Annotated in this window: 20 protein-coding genes; 9 read left to right on the top strand and 11 right to left on the bottom strand. The window is 39.6% G+C overall.

Going from position 1 to position 20,736, the window contains the following annotated elements; genetic code table 11:
- Nucleotides 1-21 precede the first annotated feature (21 nt).
- On the bottom strand, nucleotides 22-819 hold the full coding sequence (locus VCASEI_RS05935) for an alpha/beta fold hydrolase (RefSeq protein WP_086958140.1): 798 nt from the start codon (nucleotides 817-819) through the stop codon (nucleotides 22-24).
- A gap of 214 nt (nucleotides 820-1,033) precedes the next feature.
- Here VCASEI_RS05935 and VCASEI_RS05930 point away from each other — a divergent pair, with 214 nt between their 5' ends.
- A complete protein-coding gene (locus tag VCASEI_RS05930; protein ID WP_086958138.1) occupies nucleotides 1,034-1,450 on the top strand; it encodes a VOC family protein in 417 nt (138 codons plus the stop codon).
- Nucleotides 1,451-1,511: 61 nt separating this feature from the next.
- Here the strand turns inward: VCASEI_RS05930 and pyrF are convergent, their stop codons facing one another.
- The 7 genes from pyrF to aroA form a co-directional block, all read right to left on the bottom strand.
- Entirely contained in the window at nucleotides 1,512-2,207 is a 696-nt protein-coding gene (gene pyrF / locus VCASEI_RS05925) for an orotidine-5'-phosphate decarboxylase (RefSeq protein WP_086958136.1), read from the bottom strand.
- A gap of 112 nt (nucleotides 2,208-2,319) precedes the next feature.
- Nucleotides 2,320-3,489 (bottom strand): lipopolysaccharide assembly protein LapB, encoded by a 1,170-nt coding sequence (lapB, locus tag VCASEI_RS05920; RefSeq protein ID WP_086958134.1) that lies wholly within the window; start codon nucleotides 3,487-3,489, stop codon nucleotides 2,320-2,322.
- A gap of 12 nt (nucleotides 3,490-3,501) precedes the next feature.
- The gene (locus VCASEI_RS05915; RefSeq protein WP_086958510.1) at nucleotides 3,502-3,795 is read right to left on the bottom strand and encodes a LapA family protein; all 294 of its coding nucleotides are present in this window, start codon (nucleotides 3,793-3,795) and stop codon (nucleotides 3,502-3,504) included.
- Nucleotides 3,796-3,978: 183 nt separating this feature from the next.
- Nucleotides 3,979-4,263 (bottom strand): integration host factor subunit beta, encoded by a 285-nt coding sequence (gene ihfB / locus VCASEI_RS05910; RefSeq protein WP_086958132.1) that lies wholly within the window; start codon nucleotides 4,261-4,263, stop codon nucleotides 3,979-3,981.
- Between the two features lie 71 nt (nucleotides 4,264-4,334).
- Entirely contained in the window at nucleotides 4,335-6,005 is a 1,671-nt protein-coding gene (gene rpsA / locus VCASEI_RS05905) for a 30S ribosomal protein S1 (protein ID WP_086958130.1), read from the bottom strand.
- Between the two features lie 165 nt (nucleotides 6,006-6,170).
- Nucleotides 6,171-6,851, bottom strand: coding sequence for a (d)CMP kinase (gene cmk, locus VCASEI_RS05900; protein WP_086958128.1), 681 nt, complete (start codon nucleotides 6,849-6,851; stop codon nucleotides 6,171-6,173).
- Nucleotides 6,852-7,093: 242 nt separating this feature from the next.
- Complete coding sequence (aroA, locus tag VCASEI_RS05895) at nucleotides 7,094-8,377, bottom strand: 3-phosphoshikimate 1-carboxyvinyltransferase (RefSeq protein WP_086958127.1); 1,284 nt, start codon at nucleotides 8,375-8,377, stop codon at nucleotides 7,094-7,096.
- Nucleotides 8,378-8,542: 165 nt separating this feature from the next.
- Between aroA and aat the strand changes: the two genes are divergently transcribed.
- From aat to infA, 3 genes are all read left to right on the top strand, one after another.
- Complete coding sequence (gene aat / locus VCASEI_RS05890) at nucleotides 8,543-9,244, top strand: leucyl/phenylalanyl-tRNA--protein transferase (protein ID WP_086958125.1); 702 nt, start codon at nucleotides 8,543-8,545, stop codon at nucleotides 9,242-9,244.
- A 4-nt stretch (nucleotides 9,245-9,248) separates the two neighbouring features.
- Nucleotides 9,249-9,941, top strand: a complete 693-nt coding sequence (locus tag VCASEI_RS05885; protein ID WP_086958123.1) for an arginyltransferase — start codon at nucleotides 9,249-9,251, stop codon at nucleotides 9,939-9,941.
- 116 nt (nucleotides 9,942-10,057) lie between these two features.
- A complete protein-coding gene (infA, locus tag VCASEI_RS05880; RefSeq protein ID WP_001040192.1) occupies nucleotides 10,058-10,276 on the top strand; it encodes a translation initiation factor IF-1 in 219 nt (72 codons plus the stop codon).
- Nucleotides 10,277-10,457: 181 nt separating this feature from the next.
- On the opposite strand, the gene clpA is transcribed toward infA, so the two are convergent.
- Entirely contained in the window at nucleotides 10,458-12,719 is a 2,262-nt protein-coding gene (clpA, locus tag VCASEI_RS05875) for an ATP-dependent Clp protease ATP-binding subunit ClpA (protein WP_089110918.1), read from the bottom strand.
- A gap of 94 nt (nucleotides 12,720-12,813) precedes the next feature.
- Nucleotides 12,814-13,134 (bottom strand): ATP-dependent Clp protease adapter ClpS, encoded by a 321-nt coding sequence (gene clpS, locus VCASEI_RS05870; protein ID WP_089110917.1) that lies wholly within the window; start codon nucleotides 13,132-13,134, stop codon nucleotides 12,814-12,816.
- A 350-nt stretch (nucleotides 13,135-13,484) separates the two neighbouring features.
- Here clpS and cspD point away from each other — a divergent pair, with 350 nt between their 5' ends.
- Nucleotides 13,485-13,706 (top strand): cold shock domain-containing protein CspD, encoded by a 222-nt coding sequence (cspD, locus tag VCASEI_RS05865; RefSeq protein ID WP_017024039.1) that lies wholly within the window; start codon nucleotides 13,485-13,487, stop codon nucleotides 13,704-13,706.
- A gap of 195 nt (nucleotides 13,707-13,901) precedes the next feature.
- Here the strand turns inward: cspD and VCASEI_RS05860 are convergent, their stop codons facing one another.
- Nucleotides 13,902-16,151 carry an NADP-dependent isocitrate dehydrogenase gene (locus tag VCASEI_RS05860; RefSeq protein ID WP_089110916.1) on the bottom strand — a complete coding sequence of 750 codons (2,250 nt, stop codon included), beginning with the start codon at nucleotides 16,149-16,151 and terminating at the stop codon, nucleotides 13,902-13,904.
- Between the two features lie 293 nt (nucleotides 16,152-16,444).
- Between VCASEI_RS05860 and VCASEI_RS05855 the strand changes: the two genes are divergently transcribed.
- The 4 genes from VCASEI_RS05855 to purB all read left to right on the top strand — a co-directional run bounded on the left by VCASEI_RS05855 (nucleotide 16,445) and on the right by purB (nucleotide 20,604).
- The gene (locus tag VCASEI_RS05855) at nucleotides 16,445-17,164 is read left to right on the top strand and encodes an rRNA large subunit pseudouridine synthase E (protein WP_089110915.1); all 720 of its coding nucleotides are present in this window, start codon (nucleotides 16,445-16,447) and stop codon (nucleotides 17,162-17,164) included.
- Nucleotides 17,165-17,285: 121 nt separating this feature from the next.
- The gene (gene mnmA / locus VCASEI_RS05850; RefSeq protein ID WP_089110914.1) at nucleotides 17,286-18,443 is read left to right on the top strand and encodes a tRNA 2-thiouridine(34) synthase MnmA; all 1,158 of its coding nucleotides are present in this window, start codon (nucleotides 17,286-17,288) and stop codon (nucleotides 18,441-18,443) included.
- 97 nt (nucleotides 18,444-18,540) lie between these two features.
- A complete protein-coding gene (hflD, locus tag VCASEI_RS05845) occupies nucleotides 18,541-19,158 on the top strand; it encodes a high frequency lysogenization protein HflD (protein WP_086958113.1) in 618 nt (205 codons plus the stop codon).
- Nucleotides 19,159-19,230: 72 nt separating this feature from the next.
- Complete coding sequence (purB, locus tag VCASEI_RS05840; protein ID WP_089110913.1) at nucleotides 19,231-20,604, top strand: adenylosuccinate lyase; 1,374 nt, start codon at nucleotides 19,231-19,233, stop codon at nucleotides 20,602-20,604.
- Nucleotides 20,605-20,736: the final 132 nt, after the last annotated feature.

Raw genomic sequence — 20,736 nt, 5'->3', positions numbered from 1 at the left:
TCCACAGTAAATCAATTAAGGTTATTTACTGTGTTTCTGAATAAACTTAATTGAATAATTATTAAATTCTTGAGGACGCTCTACATTACAAACATGACCGCAATTCGGGATCTCTAATAACCAACTACTTCTATGTTTAGAAACCATTTCTTTTACAGGATGAATAAACATGTAGTCCAACTCGCCCATTAAATAAAGTGTAGGAATAGCAATTTCACGTTCTCTGAAGTATTTCATCATTGGATTCACATCAGCCGCTAATTTAAACCAACGCTTAAATTCTTTCTGACACAATTTTTTAGCTTCATGAATGAATAAATGCCGAGATTCTTTCTGACTACGTTGAGGCATAACAACGTACGCAAATAATTTATATAACCACATATATGGAATTATGTGCTTACACATGTCCCCCGCTTTCACTAATACCTGAGATCGAATATCTAAGCGCGTAATGGCGCCACCTAGCACCATACTGTCCACTCTATTGCTCGCCATTTCAGCTAAATTTCTCACAAGAATGGTGCCTAAAGACATGCCAACAAAATGCGCAGATTGTATCTTCAAATGATCCAAAACACGTAGAATATCCATCGTAACTTCTTCAAATGAATAATGCTTAGAGATAATGTTTTTCAGTAATTGATTTGAACGACCATGTCCCCTCAAATCAATTAACAATAAATTGAAATGTTGTCGATAATCTTTAATTTGCTTGAACCATAATGAAGAACTTCCACCTGCGCCATGAACAAACACTACCCATTCATTACTGGTTGGATGGTGGTAGGTTTTATGGAATAGAATATCTGAATTCATACGGCTCTCTAATTTAACATGAGGAGTGATTGTAACACAGGCCTGTACCACCAAACTCTTCAACTCATATTTTCATACAAATATTCATGCCCCCTTTACATTTTTCATTACATCATTGCTAGTATCTATAGAAGAAAGGCTTTACCTCATCTTAACTTTAGGTTTTAGTGTGTATCTATTACAAACCCAAACAATAAGCACACAAGGAAATAGTATGTATTTAGAACATGTCAACTTGGTCGTGAGTGATGTTGAAGAAATGCTAGCATTCTATAAAGCAGCTTTTCCACATTGGGCTATTCGTAGCGAAGGGGAAGGTGAATGGTATGGAAAACCAAGGCGCTGGTTACATTTTGGAGATACCAAATACTATATAGCAATCAGTGATAATGGCGTAGGAGAAAATCGGAACTTAGAGGGGCACCAAACAGGTTTAGCGCATTTTGCTTATGTAACTGACAACATTGATACTATTATAGTAAGGCTACAAAATGCTGGCTATCAAATAGCGAAGCCCGGCGCAGATAACCCATTCCGCCGCAATGTATATTTCATTGATCCGGCAGGTTTTGAAATAGAGTTCGTTCAATATTTAAGTGATATTCCAACCGAACGCAATAACGACTTGTAAGACTAACAAGTTAAAAATAAAAAGCTCAGTAAAACCGAGCTTTTTATCATTCAATTAACGGTCAATTTAGAGTTGCATTAATATCTAATAGCACTTGATTAGGATTCTGAGCTTGAGTAATTGGACGCCCGATAACTAAGTAATCAGATCCCGCTGTCATTGCTTCTGCTGGCGTCATAATACGTCGCTGATCTCCAGCATCGCTACCCGCAGGGCGTATCCCTGGTGTCACCAATTTAAACTCTTTGCCTAAATCCACTTTTAGCATTGAAGATTCATGAGCTGAACATACAACTCCATCTAAGCCACTATTTTTGGTTAATTGAGCTAAACGCTTTACTTGATCTTGTGGCGTAATATCTAAACCAATACCCGCTAAATCCATTTGTTCCATACTCGTTAATACCGTCACACCGATTAATAATGGACGGTTCTTACCATAAGGTTCTAAGATATCGCGTGATGCTGTCATCATACGCTCCCCACCGCTAGCATGAACATTAACCATCCACACACCTAACTCTGCGGCTGCACGAACGGCTTTAGAGCATGTATTAGGAATATCATGGAATTTTAGATCTAAGAAAACAGAGAAATTTTTAGCATGAAGTTGTCGAACAAAATCAGGCCCAAGAAGCGTAAACATTTCTTTGCCGACTTTCAGACGGCACAATGCTGGATCAATATTATCCACAAAGGCTAGTGCATCATTCTGGTTATCATAATCAAGGGCAACAATTACTTTCGGGTCTAACATTGATTTTCCTCTATCTCGTTTACGCAATTAATATTATCTAATGTCTTATTTTGATAGTAATACAGGCCAATTTTAGAATCGTGGAGATTTCTATTTACAGCTTTTATAATCATTATTCACCATCCAAACCACGTATAGGTTTAATGGTTCCCCATCCTTTACATGATGGACAGTGCCAATAAATCGAATGAGTAGCAAAACCACATTGTCGACATTGGTAATGCGGCTTGGCCTTCATTTGAACACCAACCATTTCCTGTAACGTTGTTAAACTGTCTTTCGCCCTACCTTCTTCTGCTTCTGCAATATGGTAATCGATTAAACGATAAAAGCCTTTCATGGTAGGATTTTTAATGAGTTGTTGAGTTAATAACGTTTGTGCTGCAGCGATGCCTTCATGCTGAGCAACCATTTGTGCAAGCATTAATTCAGCCGATACACCTGCTTTCTTCGCAATACATTTCTTTAAAAATTCCAACATACCGCCTTCTTGCCCAATCTGGTAATAACAATCGGCTAGGGTTGGTAATACTTCTGGGATGTAATCAATATCCTGCTCAAGTACTTTTTCCAACATTGTTATTGTCTGAGTATAATTATCCGATTCAAGATAAATATTCCCAAGAGCAATAGTGGCACGTACACACTTAGGATCTTCAGTCAGCGCTCGTTTAAAGTAAAGTACACCTTTTGATGTATTAGTTAGGCTCAGTTCATGCATTGCTAATTCACACCAATAGTGAGCAATATCTTTACGCATCTTCTTTTTACCCATCGCTACTAAAGCGTCACCACATTTAATGGCTTTACTCCATTCACGTGTTTGCTGGTAAATAGTAACTAACTGAAGGAGTGCTTGTTCTTTATGTTCGGGCTCATCGGCCAATTGTTCAAAAATTTTTTCTGCACGGTCAAAAAAACCAGATACCATGTAATCTTTAGCAAGTTGTTGTAATGCGATATTTTTTTGATCAATAGTTAAACCTTCACGAGTGATTAGGTTTTGGTGAATTCTGATTGCTCTATCCACTTCGCCGCGAGAACGAAATAAATTCCCCAAAGCAAGATGAGTATCAATGGTTTCATCATCTACTTGCAATAATTCAATAAAGTGATCAACCGCCTTATCAGATTGCTCAGACAATAGGAGGTTAAGACCTCTAACGTATTGTCGTGAGATCTGATGTGATTGTTCTTGCTTATCATGACGAGCACTGCGGTTACCCATATACCAACCGTATGCAGCGGCGATAGGTAACAGTAGAAAAAGTAGCTCTAGCATTAACGAATAAACCTAGCCTTTAATTTCAGGTAATTTCTCTGATGAGTGGGAGGAAACTTCCGCTTTAGTTTTATTTAGCTGTTTACGTAAGCGACGTATCGTAAGTGTTGACTTTAAATAGAGGCTGCCAAAAATGAGCCATGCAATCGCGAACGCTGTGATAAAAACAAAACCGAGCAATAAAGACAAAGGTAAATCATTTTGCGCAATAAGATAATTAAAAGTCACCGTTTCTTGGTTTTGTGCGCCAAGCGCTAATGCAACAAGAAAAAGTGCGATAACTAATATAGTTTTTATAATTTTCATAATTACCACCATCAAGCAACGAAACATTACCTTAGATTATGCAGTAAATTTACCAGACACTCCATTGCCAATCGATTGAAACTAGGAAATATTCTACATTAAGCCTCTTTTTCAAATAACCATATCGATAAAAAAGCGGCAACCTCTAAAGATTGCCGCTTTTAAAAATTCTAACTATCTGTATTACAGACTGTTGTTTACACGCTCGCGCAACTCTTTCCCTGGTTTAAAATGAGGAACGTATTTACCGTCCAACTCAACTTTCTCACCAGATTTAGGATTACGTCCAACACGTGGCTCTCGATAATGTAGAGAAAAACTTCCGAAACCACGGATTTCAATACGATCACCATCTTCTAGCTTAGTAGCCATATGCTCAAGGATATCCTTAACGGCATCTTCTACTTCTTTAGTCGAAAGGTGTGTCTGCTGAGCACATAGTCGTTCTATTAACTCTGACTTAGTCATAGGTGATTCCCTCACTTTACTCTAACTTATCGAAGAAGGGAGCCATAATCTGGCTCCCCTATAGGCAATGATTACTCGCCTTTAGCAGCCTTGAATGCATCAGCCATAGCGTTACCAAATGAAGCTTCATCTGCTTTATTTAGTGTAGCCATTGCTTCTTGCTCTTCAGCTTCGTCTTTCGCTTTGATAGATAGGTTGATTACGCGGTTTTTACGGTCAACACCAGTAAATTTCGCTTCAACACTATCACCAACACTGAACACTAAAGATGCGTCTTCGATACGGTCACGTGCAGCTTCTGATGCACGGATGTAACCTTCAACACCTTCGATTAGTTCAATTGTAGCACCTTTCGCGTCAACTGCAGTGACAGTACCGTTTACAAGCGTACCTTTTTTGTTATCTGCAACGTATGCATTGAACGGGTCGTTTTCCATTTGCTTAACGCCAAGAGAAATACGCTCACGATCAGCATCAACTGCTAGAACAACTGCAGAAATTTCATCGCCTTTTTTGTAATCACGAACGGCTTCTTCACCTTGAGCATTCCAAGAAATGTCAGATAAGTGAACAAGACCGTCGATTCCACCGTCAAGACCAATGAAGATACCAAAGTCAGTGATAGACTTAATCTTACCAGTTACTTTGTCGCCTTTAGCTTGCGCTTCAGCGAAAGTCTGCCAAGGATTAGCTTTACATTGTTTTAGGCCTAGAGAGATACGACGACGTTCTTCGTCGATATCAAGAACCATAACTTCAACTTCGTCGCCAACATTAACCACTTTAGATGGGTGAATGTTTTTGTTAGTCCAATCCATTTCTGAAACATGTACTAGACCTTCAACGCCTTCTTCGATTTCTACGAAGCAGCCGTAATCAGTTAGGTTAGTTACACGACCAGTTAGTTTGTGACCTTCTGGGTAACGCTTAGCAATTGCTACCCATGGATCTTCGCCAAGTTGCTTAAGGCCTAGAGAAACACGAGTGCGCTCACGGTCAAACTTAAGAACTTTAACTAGGATTTCATCACCTACGTTTACGATCTCAGATGGGTGTTTAACACGCTTCCAAGCCATATCTGTAATGTGAAGTAGGCCGTCAACACCGCCAAGATCAACGAATGCACCGTAGTCAGTAAGGTTCTTAACGATACCTTTAACTTCTGTACCTTCTTGTAGAGTTTCAAGAAGTTCGTCACGCTCAACACTGTTTTCAGATTCGATAACAGCACGACGAGAAACAACAACGTTGTTACGTTTCTGATCAAGCTTGATTACTTTGAACTCTAGCTCTTTGTTTTCTAGGTGAGCAGTATCGCGAATAGGGCGAACGTCTACTAGAGAACCTGGAAGGAAAGCACGGATACCGTTTAATTCAACAGTGAAACCGCCTTTAACTTTACCGTTGATGATACCAACAACAGTTTCAGCTTCTTCGCAAGCTTTCTCAAGAACAATCCACGCTTCGTGACGCTTAGCTTTCTCACGAGAAAGTTGAGTTTCACCGAAACCATCTTCAACCGCGTCAAGTGCTACATCTACTTCAGCACCAACTTCAACTTCAAGTTCGCCAGCAGCGTTCTTGAATTGTTCAGCTGGAATAGCAGATTCAGATTTAAGGCCTGCGTCTACAAGAACGAAACCGTTCTCAATAGCAACAACAGTACCTTTTACAATAGTACCTGGGCGGAATTCTAGTTCGTTTAGCGACTCTTCAAAGAGTTGAGCAAAAGATTCAGTCATTATAATATGATCTTCATTTAATTAAACGTCCATGGGTATCCTACCGCATGGGGTTGATAAATTAGTCAGTCATCATCCTTGCGACCGACAGTCCTTGTCGTTAAGTATTTAGTTTAAGTAAAATAAATTAAGGCATTACCCTAATAAAAAAACCTTAACTAAAAGCTACTTAGCGAGTTTAGATTCTATAAATTTAAGCGATTGAGCCACCACGTCTTCAATAGAAAGTAATGTAGAATCAATCACTAATGCATCATCTGCAGGACGTAACGGCGCTACCGCTCGATTGCGATCACGATCATCACGTTCCTTAATGTCGCATAAAAGTTGATCGAATCTACCATTTAAGCCTTTATTTTGCAACTGATTCAAACGACGCTGTGCTCTTTCTTCTGCACTCGCATCTAAAAATATTTTGGCTTCTGCGCTAGGAAAAACAACGGTTCCCATATCTCGGCCATCAGCCACTAGACCAGGTTCAGCACTAAATGAACGCTGACGGCGTAGGAGCGCTTCTCGTACTCGAGGTAATGAGGCAACTTTAGAGGCAGCAGTACCTGTTTCTTCTTTACGTAATTCTCTAGATACGTCTTCACCCTCTAATATAACTTTAACTAAATCGCCCTCGGCAATAAATTGCACATCAAGATGCGTTGCCAAAGGAACTAATGCATCTTCCGATTCCGTATCGACACCATGGTGAATTGCAGCTAAAGCAAGTACACGGTATATAGCGCCAGAATCTAATAAATGGAACCCTAGTTTCTCAGCTAACATCATGCACAATGTGCCTTTCCCTGCCCCACTAGGTCCATCAACGGTGATAACCGGATTTCGAGATGACATAAATTTTCTCCGAATTTAATTTGGATAGGACGTAATTCAGGGGACAAATTATACAGAAAGGTAAGCCATCATGCATGGTATATTGCCAATAAAAGAAATTAATTTCCAAAGCTTGACGCTCATCTGCCAATCGATAAACATGAGGATAGGTCTGTATAGACTGAACTCATAAATTACATAGAAAAAAGCCTTACATTGCAGTAAGGCTTTGTTATTTATAAATTTAAATTATGTCAAATATATTACAACTCACTTAGTGCACAGAACTTCGTAAAATAATTTGGAAACGTTTTAGAAGTACAATTTGGATCGTTAATTGTAACAGGTATGTCACTTAAAGCCACGAGCGAAAAACACATTGCCATCCGATGATCATCATAAGTATCAATCGCAGCATGAGTTAATTGAGCTGGCGGTGTGATAGTAATATAATCATGCCCTTCTTCAACTTCAGCGCCTACTTTTCGTAGCTCCGTGGCCATTGCGGCTAGACGATCCGTTTCTTTTACACGCCAATTATAAACATTTCGGATTGATGTTGTCCCTTTTGCAAACAAAGCCGTTGTCGCAATCGTCATGGCAGCATCTGGAATATGATTAAAATCCATATCTATTGCCGTTAATTCACCACGACGACAGAGAATATAGTCATCTGCCCATTCAATCTCAGCGCCCATTTTCTCTAATGCGTCTGCAAATTGAATATCCCCTTGAATACTATTTTTCCCTATACCTGTCACTCTAATCTCACCACCTTTAATTGCAGCAGCCGCTAAAAAATAAGATGCAGATGAAGCATCACCTTCAACTAAGTAATGACCAGGACTTTGGTAACTTTGATTCGAGCGAATCACAAACCTTTGATAATTATCATTTTCCACTACAACGCCAAATTTGGACATAATATCAAGCGTGATATCAATGTAGGGTTTAGAAACAAGTTCCCCATCAATATTGATGGTAACGTCACCTTCAGCCAAAGGTGCCGACATTAAAAATGCACTTAAAAATTGGCTAGAAATAGACCCATCAATAGAAACCGAACCCGACTTCAATCCAGTTCCTTTAATTTTCAATGGTGGATAATTGTCGGCTTCAAGGTACTCAACACTAGCACCAGATTGACGTAATGCATCAACTAAATGACCAATAGGGCGCTCTTTCATTCTAGGTTCACCTGTCAAAATGAACTCCCCCTCTCCCAAACACAATGCGGCAGCTAGAGGCCTCATTGCAGTGCCAGCATTACCCAAAAAAAGCTCAACAGAGGACTTAGAATTTAAAGGACCGGCTCTCCCTTCAACATCGCACACCGTTTTATCTTCTGATAATTGATATTTTACACCTAAGGTTTTTAAGGCATTGAGCATATGGCGAATATCATCACTATCAAGTAAATTCGTTAATCGAGTGGTTCCCGTAGATAAAGCGGCGAGTAGCAAAGCTCGGTTTGACAAGCTTTTTGAACCAGGTAAGTTAATCTCACCTGAAATTTTTTGAATTGGCTGAAGAGTAAGGCTTTCCATTAGTGACGACATTCCTTGCATAAATCGCTTAAAGTTCATGAGTAACACTCAAGTATTCTCTCGAGATTAACTAAAAACAAGATTCAGTGCTAGCTCAAATATTGCTATTATCTTGCTGTATAGCTGATTTGTTATTCCTTACTCATATAATGGGATGTGGTATCTATGACCTTCTATTTACCTTGCTTAGATGATTTACATGGGCAGTTCCCTCCCGTGACACAAGCGCTAGATGAACCAAACGGGTTATTAGCTTTTGGTGGTAATTTGCAACCCAAAACAGTACTTAAGGCATATCAACATGGTATTTTCCCTTGGTATTCAGATGACGATCCTATTTTATGGTGGAGCCCAAACCAAAGAGCCGTTATTCAACCCTCGGCTTTCAAACCCTCTAAAAGCTTGCGTAAATATATGAGGAAATCAAACCTAACCGTTACACTTAATCAAGCAACGCCAAGCATCATTAAGCTCTGTGCTAGCACCAGAAGTATTGACGAAACATGGATAACTCAAGAAATGCAAGAAGCTTATATTGAATTGGCAGATTTAGGCCACTGCCATTCCATTGAGGTCTGGGACGGAAAGACAATTGTTGGCGGCCTTTATGGGCTAAGCATTGGACAAGTTTTTTGTGGTGAATCAATGTTTTCTCTTACAAGTAACGCATCTAAGATCGCATTTTGGCATTTGTGCCACTACTTTAATAAAGTTGGGGGCAAACTTATAGACTGTCAAATGATGAATAACCACCTACTTAGCTTAGGTGTCACCCAAATATCTCGAGAGAGATTTATTTCTCAATTAAAACATAATGAACATCAAAAAATAAAACTTCATTCTCAAATATTATCACTCGAAGACTAGTAGTATGGAATCTAATCAAATCAAAATAGGACTTACTAATAATAACCCATGCAGCTATTTAGAGGACCAACAAGAGCGTGTCGCGGTTATTATTGAACCTGAACATCACACTTCAGAACACTATGAAATATTCTTAGCAAATGGATTTAGACGTAGTGGAGACATCATTTACAAACCTCATTGTGACCATTGCCAAGCTTGTCAACCGATCAGGATATCTATTCCTGATATTCAATTTTCAAAAAGCCAGAAAAGGCTGCTAAATAAAAGCTTGTCATTGCAGTGGGAATTAAAAAATGCGCTAGATGATAATTGGTTTGAACTGTATGAAAGATACATATCAGTACGCCACTCATCAGGCAGTATGTTTCCTGCCAATCAAGATACTTTTTATCAATTTGTGAATGCAAGTTGGCTAAAACCGTATTTTTTGCATCTTTATGATAATCATGAGCTCGTAGCGATTGCTGTCACCGATAATCTCGAACATTGCCTTAGCGCATTTTACACCTTCTTTGAACCAAACCACACCCTATCACTTGGTACATTATGTGTTTTACTTCAAATGAAGGCATGCCAAAGCATGGGGAAACAGTGGCTTTATCTCGGTTACCAAATTGATGATTGCCCTGCTATGAATTACAAAGTTCGATTTCAACGTCATCAAAAGCTAGTAAATAAGCGTTGGCAAGGGTAGAATACGCAACAACTTTAAACTCGAGCATCACTTTACTATGTTTGAGTATCATGACCCCTATTTTGACTACGCAATCCAGTAGTTAAAAATAAGCCAAATTTCGGTAAGAGGATTAAATGGCAAAAGAAGACGTAATCGAGATGCAAGGCACTGTCCTTGACACATTACCAAACACTATGTTCCGTGTTGAACTAGAAAATGGTCACGTAGTAACGGCGCACATTTCTGGTAAAATGCGTAAAAACTACATCCGTATCCTAACGGGTGATAAAGTGACTGTAGAAATGACTCCATACGATTTATCTAAAGGCCGTATCGTTTTCCGTGCTCGTTAATTTTTAATTTATGATTTGCAGAAATATTCATTTTGCATTTGTATAAATAGACATAAAAACCGAAGTGAATAGCTTCGGTTTTTTTATTATCTCAATTTAATGCTTATAAAAAAGCTCCTAAATACTTAAGAGCCTTTCATAACGATAAGCAAATAAACCTTAAAAAACTAAACTATCCAAATTAATGAACCGCTTCTTCTTGATTTAAATAGGTAAATTTAAGCTCATCTTCATGAAGCGTAATTTTTACCGTTCCACCATCGACTAATGAACCAAATAGTAATTCATTTGCTAGTGGTTTTTTCAACTTATCTTGAATAACCCGTCCCATTGGCCTTGCGCCCATCGTTCTATCATAACCACGTCTAGCCAACCAATGACGAGCATCTTCAGATACTTCCATTGATACCCCTCGCACATCGAGCTGAGCTTGAAGTTCAACGATAAACTTATCGACAACCTGATGGATCATTTCTTCACTTAAGCTATTAAACCAGATGATATTATCAAGACGGTTTCTAAACTCAGGAGTGAATATTTTCTTAATTTCCGCCATAGCATCATGGCTGTTATCTTGCTGAATGAGTCCGATAGACTGTTTTTCTGTTTCTTGAACACCAGCGTTAGTTGTCATAACGAGAATCACATTACGAAAATCAGCTTTTCGTCCGTTATTATCCGTTAATGTCCCGTTATCCATTACTTGAAGTAACAAATTGAAAATATCCGAATGTGCTTTTTCTATTTCATCCAAAAGAACCACTGAATGCGGGTGCTTAATCACAGCATCTGTTAGTAGCCCGCCTTGATCGTAACCAACATACCCCGGAGGAGCACCGATCAAACGGCTTACTGAATGGCGCTCACCATATTCAGACATGTCAAAGCGCAATAATTCGACACCCAGTAATTTAGAAAGCTGTACAGTCACTTCAGTTTTACCAACGCCAGTAGGCCCTGCAAACAAAAAAGAGCCGACGGGTTGATGCTCATGACCAAGCCCTGCTCGTGTGAGTTTAATGGCCTCACACAGCACATCGATCGCAGGATCCTGCCCAAAGACTAGCATTTTTAATCGCTCATCAAGCTTAGCAAGTGTTTCTTTATCTGATGAAGAGACCGATTTTTCAGGGATACGCGCCATTTTAGCAACAATTGCTTCAATATCAGCCACATTCACTGTTTTTTTACGTTTACCGACAGGAGCTAATCGACAACGAGCCCCCGCTTCATCCATAACATCAATTGCTTTATCTGGTAAATGCCTTTCATTGATGTATTTAGCGGATAATTCAACTGCTGCACGAAGTGCTTTATTTGTGAAGCGAACTTCGTGATGCTCTTCATATTTACTTTTCAATCCAATCAAAATCTTAGTGGTATCTTCAATAGAAGGCTCTAAAATATCAATTTTTTGAAAACGTCTAGCGAGCGCTCTTTCTTTCTCAAAAATACTGTTGTATTCCTGATAAGTTGTTGAACCAATGCAACGTAACTTACCATTGCTTAATAATGGTTTAATAAGATTCGCGGCATCAACTTGACCGCCTGATGCTGCACCGGCGCCAATTATTGTATGAATTTCGTCAATGAATAAAATGGTATCTTTTTCTTTTTCAAGTTGCTTTAAAATGGTCTTAAAGCGTTTTTCGAAGTCACCACGATACTTAGTGCCCGCAAGTAATGACCCAATATCAAGAGAATAAATGACTGAATCCTTGATCACATCAGGGACATCACCTTCAACTATTCGCCATGCAAGGCCTTCAGCAATAGCCGTTTTCCCTACGCCAGCTTCACCAACCAACAATGGGTTATTCTTTCTGCGACGACAAAGTACTTGAATCGTTCTTTCTAATTCTATATCGCGGCCAATTAATGGATCGATTTGACCTCTTTTGGCTACTTCATTCAAATTTGTTGCAAAGCTATCTAATCTTTCTTCTGAACTCGAATCAGGTGTTTGTTCTTCATTAAAAGCACTTGGCGCACTCTCACTCTCATCAGATAACTTGCGAATACCGTGGGAAATGAAATTAACAATATCTAATCGGCTAATATCATTTTTCTTTAATAGATAAGCAGCATGTGATTCTTGCTCACTAAAAATGGCGACTAAAACATTCGCGCCAGCAACTTCACTGCGACCCGAAGACTGCACGTGAAATACTGCTCGTTGTAATACACGTTGAAAACTTAATGTTGGTTGAGTTTCGCGCTCATCATCGGCGGTAGGAATGAGTGGTGTTGTTTGGTCAATAAAAATGTCCAATTCCTGACGTAAAGTTTCTATATCAGCTTGGCAAGCAGATAAAGCTTCATTGGCCGAATTATTATCAAGCAATGCAAGTAAAAGATGTTCAACCGTCATGAATTCGTGATGCTTTTCTCTGGCACGTATAAACGCACTATTCAAGCTCATTTCTAGTTCTTTATTTAGCATAGCTACCTCCCCAAAGAACAGTAACATCTGTTCATACAAAGCTTCTTTTACAATAAGTACAAGTTTTAACTATAAAGAGAAAGCTTGTTCACGCTTACACCTGTTCCATCGTACACAATAAAGGATGTTCATTTTCTTTTGCATACAGAGTCACTTGCATGACTTTCGTTTCTGCTACTTCTGCAGTATATGTCCCACAGATAGCCTTTCCTTCATAATGTACTTTTAACATAATTTGAGTCGCACTCTCCAAATCCATAGAAAAAAAACGATTCAATATATCAATGACAAAATCCATCGGTGTGTAATCATCGTTATTCAACACAACATGATACATAGCCGGAGGTCTAACTTTTGTTTTCTCATCGTCCAGAAAATCAATATCTGGCGAAGTCCACTGGTATTGCTTACTCATTTTAAAATCTACTTTATTACAACACGGATAGAAAACATTCAGACTTACTCTGCTCTCTTTTAGAGACTAATGCACCTATTGTATCCCTGCAAATAAAAGATCACTATTACGCTAAAGTTGCACATTAAACGATTAAATTTCCATCGCCCCCTCATTTCCTAAGCATAAAAATGCTATGAGTTATCGACAAGGTTGTTAAATAAAAGTCAAGTCCACTTCAATAAATTGATACTTAACTGCTGAATTATCACTCAAAACTATTGACTGTTAGCCATGATTGTCTAAATTGTGTTCTGAGTGGTTAAAAAATTAACCGTTGTCGTCGTTAAAAAGCATGAGGGATGTAAAGCATGGCTACAGGTACAGTTAAGTGGTTTAACAATGCCAAAGGATTTGGTTTCATTTGTCCAGAAGGTGAAGAGGGAGATATATTTGCTCACTACTCAACCATAAAAATGGATGGGTACCGGACATTAAAAGCTGGGCAACAAGTATCATACGAAGTAGAAAAAGGTCCTAAAGGCTCTCATGCTAGTTTGGTAATGCCAGTCGAAACAGATCAAAGTAAATAAGAAGGTAATACTCTTTTCTAAGCTCTTTTCATTATCTACAAACCACCTTATACACCTTATACACCTTATAAGGTGGTTACTGTATGCCTAAGTTATTCTAAATGATAAGTTTTAATTAAATAACAAGCCCGTAAAAGCATACGAAAACGCCCCCTTTATGGAGGCGTTTATATACTTAAAACAAGTTATTAAAACTTATTTTAAACTATCAACAATTGAATTAAACACATCACTAGAACGCATTAAACGAGTCACTTTCGCATCATCAAATAAGTAGTAACCACCCAAGTCACCAGGGGCACCTTGTGCGTTATTTAGCTCTGATACAATTTGCTGTTCTTTTTCTACTAATTCAGCAGAAATTGGGGAAAATTGTGTTGCAAGATCCGCGTCATCAGCTTGTTCTGCAAGCGCTTTAGCCCAGTATAAAGCCAGGTAAAAATGACTACCGCGGTTATCAAGTTCACCCACTTTACGAGAAGGTGATTTATTCTCATCAAGGAATTGGCCCGTCGCTTTATCAAGCGTTTGAGCCAATACTTTTGCTTTAGGGTTATCGGTTACTGTCCCCAAATGCTCAAGAGAAGCCGCTAAGGCTAAAAATTCACCTAAAGAATCCCAACGTAAGTGGTTTTCTTTTTCAACTTGTTGAACGTGTTTTGGCGCTGAACCGCCCGCACCCGTTTCAAACAAACCACCACCATTCATTAATGGAACAATAGAAAGCATTTTCGCAGAAGTGCCCAGTTCAAGAATAGGGAATAGATCTGTCAAGTAGTCACGAAGAACGTTACCGGTTACCGAAATAGTATCCAAACCTTCTTTAATGCGCTCTAGTGAATAATTGGTCGCTGCAACCGGATCTAAGATTTTAATTTCTAATCCATTGGTATCATGCTCAGGAAGATACGCATTCACTTTCTGAATAAGCTGTGCATCATGGGCACGTTTTTCATCTAGCCAAAAGATTGCAGGGACGCCAGTCGCACGTGCGCGAGTCACAGCAAGTTTAACCCAATCTTGAATGGGTGCATCTTTCACTTGGCACATACGGAAAATATCGCCTTCTTGAACATCTTGCTCAAGTAAGACTTTATTGTTTGCACCAATAACACGAACAACACCGGCTTTTTTCGCCACGAACGTTTTATCATGTGAACCGTACTCTTCTGCTTTTTGAGCCATTAAACCAACGTTGGGTACACTTCCCATTGTCGTTGGATCAAATGCGCCATGTAACTTACAGAAATCAATAACAGATTGATAAACGCCTGCATAAGAACGATCTGGAATCATTGCTTTCGTATCTTGCAATTGGCCATCGTTATTCCACATTTTTCCTGAAGAACGAAGCATTGCAGGCATTGAAGCATCAACAATCACATCACTAGGAACGTGAAGGTTAGTAATACCTCGGTCAGAATCAACCATTGCCAGTGCAGGACGAGTAGCATAAACCGCTTGAATCGCTTGCTCAATTTCTTGCTTTTGATCAACAGGTAAAGACTCTATTTTGCTGTAAACATCACCAAGGCCATTATTAACATCTACGCCTAACTCTTCGAATACGTTGCCATATTTTGCAAACACATCTTTGTAGTAAACTTTAACTGCATGACCGAAGATAATTGGGTCAGATACTTTCATCATTGTCGCTTTTAAATGCAACGAAAGTAAAATACCTTGATCTTTTGCTGCTTGAATTTCTTTTTCAAAAAACTCAACCAACGCGGCTTTATTAAGAACAGCCGCATCAATGATTTCTTTATCTTGAATAGCAAAATCGGCTTTCAGTACCTCAATAGAACCCGCTGCATCTGCATGTTCGATGCGAACAGAGGTCGCCCCATCGATCGTGACAGATTTCTCGCTACCATAGAAGTCTTGCTCTGTCATACTGGCAACATGAGATGTTGAATTGGTATCCCACGCCCCCATTGAATGTGGATTTTTCTTCGCGTAGTTTTTCACTGAAAGTGGCGCACGGCGATCAGAATTACCTTCACGCAATACTGGGTTTACTGCACTGCCCTTAATTTTATCGTACGTTTCTTTTATCGAACGTTCTTCATCCGTTTTTGGTTCATCTGGATAATTTGGAAGTGCGTATCCTTTCGCTTGTAGTTCTTTAATAGCGGCACGCAGTTGGGGAACCGATGCTGAAATATTAGGCAATTTAATAATGTTCGCTTCAGGCGTATTGGCAAGTTGACCAAGCTCAGTTAATGCATCACCAATACGTTGCTCTTCAGTTAAGTAATCAGGAAAGTTGGCAATAATCCGACCCGCTAATGAGATGTCGCGAGTATCAACATTAATACCAGAAGAAGCGGTATAAGCACGAATAATTGGCAATAATGAATATGTAGCCAGTGCTGGAGCTTCATCCGTAATGGTGTAAATAATAGTTGGCAGCTTGTTTTTCGTTTGATCTGTGGTAGGCATTGAATTTCCCTATATATATCGAACAGTCTTAATAGATGAGATTGACTGTATGGCTCAAGAGATAAGTCATTGGATAGACTTAACCCTATGTTTAAGATAACAGACTCCTTCTGTTAATCGATATTGCAGCAACCTGATGAGAAAGCCTCTTGGGTAAGAATTTCTCGATTGAATTAAACAAATTCGAGTAATTAGTCTATTATCTTGTGTTTAGCGCGCTCCATACTAGAACATTTCTGGCTTTATTAAAACTTAGCCATTTAGTTTGTTTATATTTTTGCAAGGTAGTTAACATGTCCACCCCTTCTCACTCTCGTTCTGCCCCCAAGCAACGCAGTAAGTTTAAAACAGATCAGACCACTGAAAAGGAAAAGAAAACTTTACATACTTCGCCTAAAAAATGCCAATCATCACTTCATTCCCCTCACTCACGCAAGCCTAAATCCATTCCGACCATCACAGCTAAAAATAGAGTTGTCTTATTATTTAATAAGCCATATAACACACTAAGCCAGTTTACCGATGGTGAAGGACGAAAAACTTTAGCCGATTTTATTGATGTCAAAAATGTCTACGCGGCTGGTCGTTTAGATAGAGACAGCGAAGGATTAATGGTGCTCACGAATGACGGTATACTACAAGCAAAAATTACCCAGCCAAAATCAAAATCCCCCAAAACATATTGGGTTCAAGTTGAAGGTGCACCTACTAAAAACGATTTAGATAAATTGCGCCAAGGCGTCGAACTTAAAGATGGCATGACCTTGCCCGCAAAAGTGGAAATCATGAGTGAACCAACATTATGGGAACGTAACCCTCCCGTACGGTTTAGAGCGGCGATTCCAACAACCTGGCTTGCTATTACCATCATTGAAGGACGCAATCGCCAAGTACGCAGAATGACGGCACATATTGGATTTCCTACGCTACGTTTGATTCGCTATTCGATTGGAGATTGGTCATTAAACGATCTGAAGCCAGGCCACTATCAAGTAATAAAGACAGAAATTTGAAACTCCCTCATAACTTAACTCATAGGGGATAAATAGGTGCTTTGATCTGACCTTCAGATCTGTCACCAACATTAACTTTCTGTTAGAATTCGCCCCAGATTAATTTTGTGGTACACATTGCATGTCAGATAACAGCCAAAAGCTAGAAAACGCTAATAAAAAAGTCATTGTCGGAATGTCCGGCGGCGTAGATTCGTCCGTATCCGCTTACCTACTTCAACAGCAAGGCTACCAAGTTGAAGGCCTTTTCATGAAGAATTGGGAAGAAGATGATAATGAAGAATACTGTACAGCGGCAGAAGATTTAGCTGACGCTCAGGCTGTGTGTGATAAGTTAGGCATCCATTTGCATACCATCAACTTTGCTGCTGAATATTGGGACAACGTATTCGAATACTTCCTAGCAGAATACAAAGCTGGTCGTACACCCAACCCCGACATTTTATGTAATAAAGAAATCAAATTTAAAGCATTTCTCGAATTTGCGGATGAAATTCTAGATGCCGATTATATTGCAATGGGCCATTATGTTCGTCGCACATTTCCAACAGCTGAACAACAAGCGGCTGGCGAAAAACCTCAAATGCTTCGCGGGTTAGATAACAATAAAGACCAGAGTTATTTTCTTTATACTCTAAGCCATGAACAAGTCGCTCGTAGCTTATTTCCTGTCGGCGATTTAGAAAAGCCAGAAGTACGCCGTATTGCAGAAGAGCAAGATCTCATCACTGCGAAGAAGAAAGACTCAACCGGTATTTGCTTTATTGGTGAACGGAAGTTTACAGATTTCTTATCTCGTTACTTGCCTGCACAACCGGGCAAGATTGAAACACCTGAAGGTCACGTAATTGGTGAGCACCAAGGTTTGATGTACCACACACTCGGTCAGCGTAAAGGTTTACATATTGGCGGACAAAAAGGTGGCGGTGGTAATGAAGAACCATGGTATGTTGCTGAAAAAGACTTAAAGCGTAATGTGTTAATTGCGGTGCAAGGTGCTGAACACCCATTATTAAAATCAAATGGGTTAATCGCGTCTCAACTTCACTTAGTGGATCGACAAGCAATCACAGAATCGATACGCTGTACGGTAAAAACACGTTATCGTCAGCAAGATATCCCATGTACTATTGAACCCATTATTGGTAGCGATACTAACAACCCGAGTATAAAAGTGACCTTTGATGATCCTCAAGTTGCAGTAACACCAGGGCAATCGGCGGTCTTTTACGCAAACGATGTGTGCTTAGGTGGCGGGATCATCGAAGCAAGAATTTAATTATATCAGGGCTGTTTATAGCCCTTTTATTTATATTTAAAAATCAATCAACACAATTGCTTTATATAATATGCGATTGTTTTTAGGAGAAGTAAACGTGGCAAACACACTTTATGACCGTACTATCGCTTTTGCTGGAATTTGCCAAGCAGTCGCCCTTGTTCAACAAGTGGCTCGTAACGGACAGTGTGATTCAGATGCTTTTGAAACTGCTCTAAAAACAATCACTAACATGAATCCAAGAAACACGCTTGATGTATTTGGCGATGAATCTAATCTTAAACTAGGCTTAGAAACACTAGTGAAAGGGATTGATAGTACGCCGAGTGGCAGTGAAACCACGCGCTATATCATCAGCATTATGGCACTAGAGCGTAAATTGAATTCACGACCAGACTCAATGGCACAACTTGGTGATCGTCTCACTAATATTCAACGCCAAACTGAACATTACGATTTATTTGATGACCAAATGATCGGAAATTTAGCCAGTGTATACCTTGATGTTATTAGCCCTGTCGGTCCACGCATTCAAGTTTCTGGTACCCCAGAAGTTTTACAGCAAACCATCAACCAACATAAAGTACGCGCACTATTACTCGCGGGCGTACGTTGCGCCGTTTTATGGCGTCAAGTTGGTGGTAAACGTCGTCATCTTATCCTTAATCGTAAGAAAATGGTTGAACAAGCCAAGATCTTACTTGCTCGTGCGTGAAGTATAAATGATGATGCAAAGCCCCCCTTTTAAACTCAATCTAATTTAACTCATTTAATTCAGGAGACACACATGGAACTGTCGGCATTGACTGCTGTTTCACCAGTAGACGGTCGTTACGGAAGTAAAACGATTGCGTTACGCGAGATCTTTAGTGAGTACGGACTCCTTAAGTACCGTACCATCGTTGAAATCCGTTGGTTACAGAAGCTTGCAGCGACAGATGCCATAGCAGAAGTGCCCGCTTTTAGCGCTGCAGCGAATACATTCCTTGATGATCTTGCAGCCAACTTCAGTGAAGAAGATGCAAATCGTATCAAAACGATTGAAAGTACCACCAACCATGATGTAAAAGCGGTTGAGTACTTCCTGAAAGAAAAAGTTGAAACTATGCCTGAGTTGCATGCAGTTAGTGAATTCATTCACTTCGCTTGTACCTCTGAAGACATCAACAATACTTCTCATGCTTTAATGCTAAAAGAAGCACGCGACGAAGTGGTTTTACCTGCCATTCGCCAAATTATTGATGCCATTAAAGGCCTTGCGGTTGAATACCGTGACATCCCATTATTGTCTCGCACACATGGTCAGCCAGCTTCACCTTCTACAATGGGTAAAGAAATGGCGAACGTAGCGTACCGTATGGAACGCCAATATAAGCAAATATCTAACGTTGAAATTTTAGCGAAAATCAACGGCGCGGTAGGCAACTACAATGCTCACATCTCGGCTTATCCAGAATTAGATTGGCATAAATTCAGCGAAGAGTTCATCACAAAATCTCTAGGTGTTGATTGGAACCCATACACCACTCAAATCGAACCGCATGATTACATTGCAGAATTATTCGATGCGATTGCACGCTTCAACACCATTTTGATCGACTTTGATCGTGATATTTGGGGTTACATCGCACTGGGCCACTTTAAGCAAAAAACCATTGCGGGTGAAATTGGCTCTTCAACCATGCCGCATAAAGTGAACCCAATCGACTTCGAAAACTCAGAAGGTAACTTAGGCTTAGCCAATGCTATCTTCGGGCATCTTGCTCAGAAACTGCCTATTTCTCGCTGGCAGCGTGATCTAACTGACTCAACGGTTCTTCGTAACCTAGGTGTGGGTTGTGGTTATGCATTAATCGCTTATTCTTCCGTTATGCGTGGCATTAGCAAGCTTGAAGTTAACCAAGCAGCACTAGAAGCTGAACTAGACAAAAACTGGGAAGTATTGGCAGAGCCAGTACAAACGGTTATGCGTCGTTACGGTATCGAAAAACCATACGAGAAACTAAAAGAGTTAACTCGTGGTAAGCGTGTAGATGGCGAAGGCATGCGTGCATTTATTGATGGTCTTGAAATCCCTGCGGATGAAAAAGAGCGTCTAAAACAAATGACACCAGCTAACTATATCGGTGATGCGGTTAAATTGACAGATTTGTTAAAATAATCAATCGCGTTGGATGACGAAATTATGGCATTTCGCCCTTTCGTTATTCAAACGAATTTATAGTAAAGGTTAGCTTCGGCTAGCCTTTTTTATTGCTATTTTTAACGATGTATAAAGTTATTAAAAAATTTT

Source organism: Vibrio casei (assembly GCF_002218025.2).
In the GTDB taxonomy this organism is placed as follows: Bacteria; Pseudomonadota; Gammaproteobacteria; order Enterobacterales; family Vibrionaceae; genus Vibrio; species Vibrio casei.
This window is presented reverse-complemented; position numbering and strand designations above follow the sequence as displayed.

What these genes read in the sequence shown, in the direction of transcription:
- VCASEI_RS05930 (WP_086958138.1), top strand. Translation starts at nt 1,034, where the DNA reads ATGTATTTAGAACATGTCAACTTGGTCGTGAGTGATGTTGAAGAAATG.
- clpA (WP_089110918.1), bottom strand. Translation starts at nt 12,719, where the DNA reads ATGCTAAATAAAGAACTAGAAATGAGCTTGAATAGTGCGTTTATACGT.
- aat (WP_086958125.1), top strand. Translation starts at nt 8,543, where the DNA reads ATGACCTTCTATTTACCTTGCTTAGATGATTTACATGGGCAGTTCCCT.
- rpsA (WP_086958130.1), bottom strand. Translation starts at nt 6,005, where the DNA reads ATGACTGAATCTTTTGCTCAACTCTTTGAAGAGTCGCTAAACGAACTA.
- cmk (WP_086958128.1), bottom strand. Translation starts at nt 6,851, where the DNA reads ATGTCATCTCGAAATCCGGTTATCACCGTTGATGGACCTAGTGGGGCA.
- VCASEI_RS05885 (WP_086958123.1), top strand. Translation starts at nt 9,249, where the DNA reads ATGGAATCTAATCAAATCAAAATAGGACTTACTAATAATAACCCATGC.
- VCASEI_RS05915 (WP_086958510.1), bottom strand. Translation starts at nt 3,795, where the DNA reads ATGAAAATTATAAAAACTATATTAGTTATCGCACTTTTTCTTGTTGCA.
- purB (WP_089110913.1), top strand. Translation starts at nt 19,231, where the DNA reads ATGGAACTGTCGGCATTGACTGCTGTTTCACCAGTAGACGGTCGTTAC.
- VCASEI_RS05860 (WP_089110916.1), bottom strand. Translation starts at nt 16,151, where the DNA reads ATGCCTACCACAGATCAAACGAAAAACAAGCTGCCAACTATTATTTAC.
- aroA (WP_086958127.1), bottom strand. Translation starts at nt 8,377, where the DNA reads ATGGAAAGCCTTACTCTTCAGCCAATTCAAAAAATTTCAGGTGAGATT.
- pyrF (WP_086958136.1), bottom strand. Translation starts at nt 2,207, where the DNA reads ATGTTAGACCCGAAAGTAATTGTTGCCCTTGATTATGATAACCAGAAT.
- mnmA (WP_089110914.1), top strand. Translation starts at nt 17,286, where the DNA reads ATGTCAGATAACAGCCAAAAGCTAGAAAACGCTAATAAAAAAGTCATT.
- VCASEI_RS05935 (WP_086958140.1), bottom strand. Translation starts at nt 819, where the DNA reads ATGAATTCAGATATTCTATTCCATAAAACCTACCACCATCCAACCAGT.
- lapB (WP_086958134.1), bottom strand. Translation starts at nt 3,489, where the DNA reads ATGCTAGAGCTACTTTTTCTACTGTTACCTATCGCCGCTGCATACGGT.
- infA (WP_001040192.1), top strand. Translation starts at nt 10,058, where the DNA reads ATGGCAAAAGAAGACGTAATCGAGATGCAAGGCACTGTCCTTGACACA.
- cspD (WP_017024039.1), top strand. Translation starts at nt 13,485, where the DNA reads ATGGCTACAGGTACAGTTAAGTGGTTTAACAATGCCAAAGGATTTGGT.
- ihfB (WP_086958132.1), bottom strand. Translation starts at nt 4,263, where the DNA reads ATGACTAAGTCAGAGTTAATAGAACGACTATGTGCTCAGCAGACACAC.
- VCASEI_RS05855 (WP_089110915.1), top strand. Translation starts at nt 16,445, where the DNA reads ATGTCCACCCCTTCTCACTCTCGTTCTGCCCCCAAGCAACGCAGTAAG.
- clpS (WP_089110917.1), bottom strand. Translation starts at nt 13,134, where the DNA reads ATGAGTAAGCAATACCAGTGGACTTCGCCAGATATTGATTTTCTGGAC.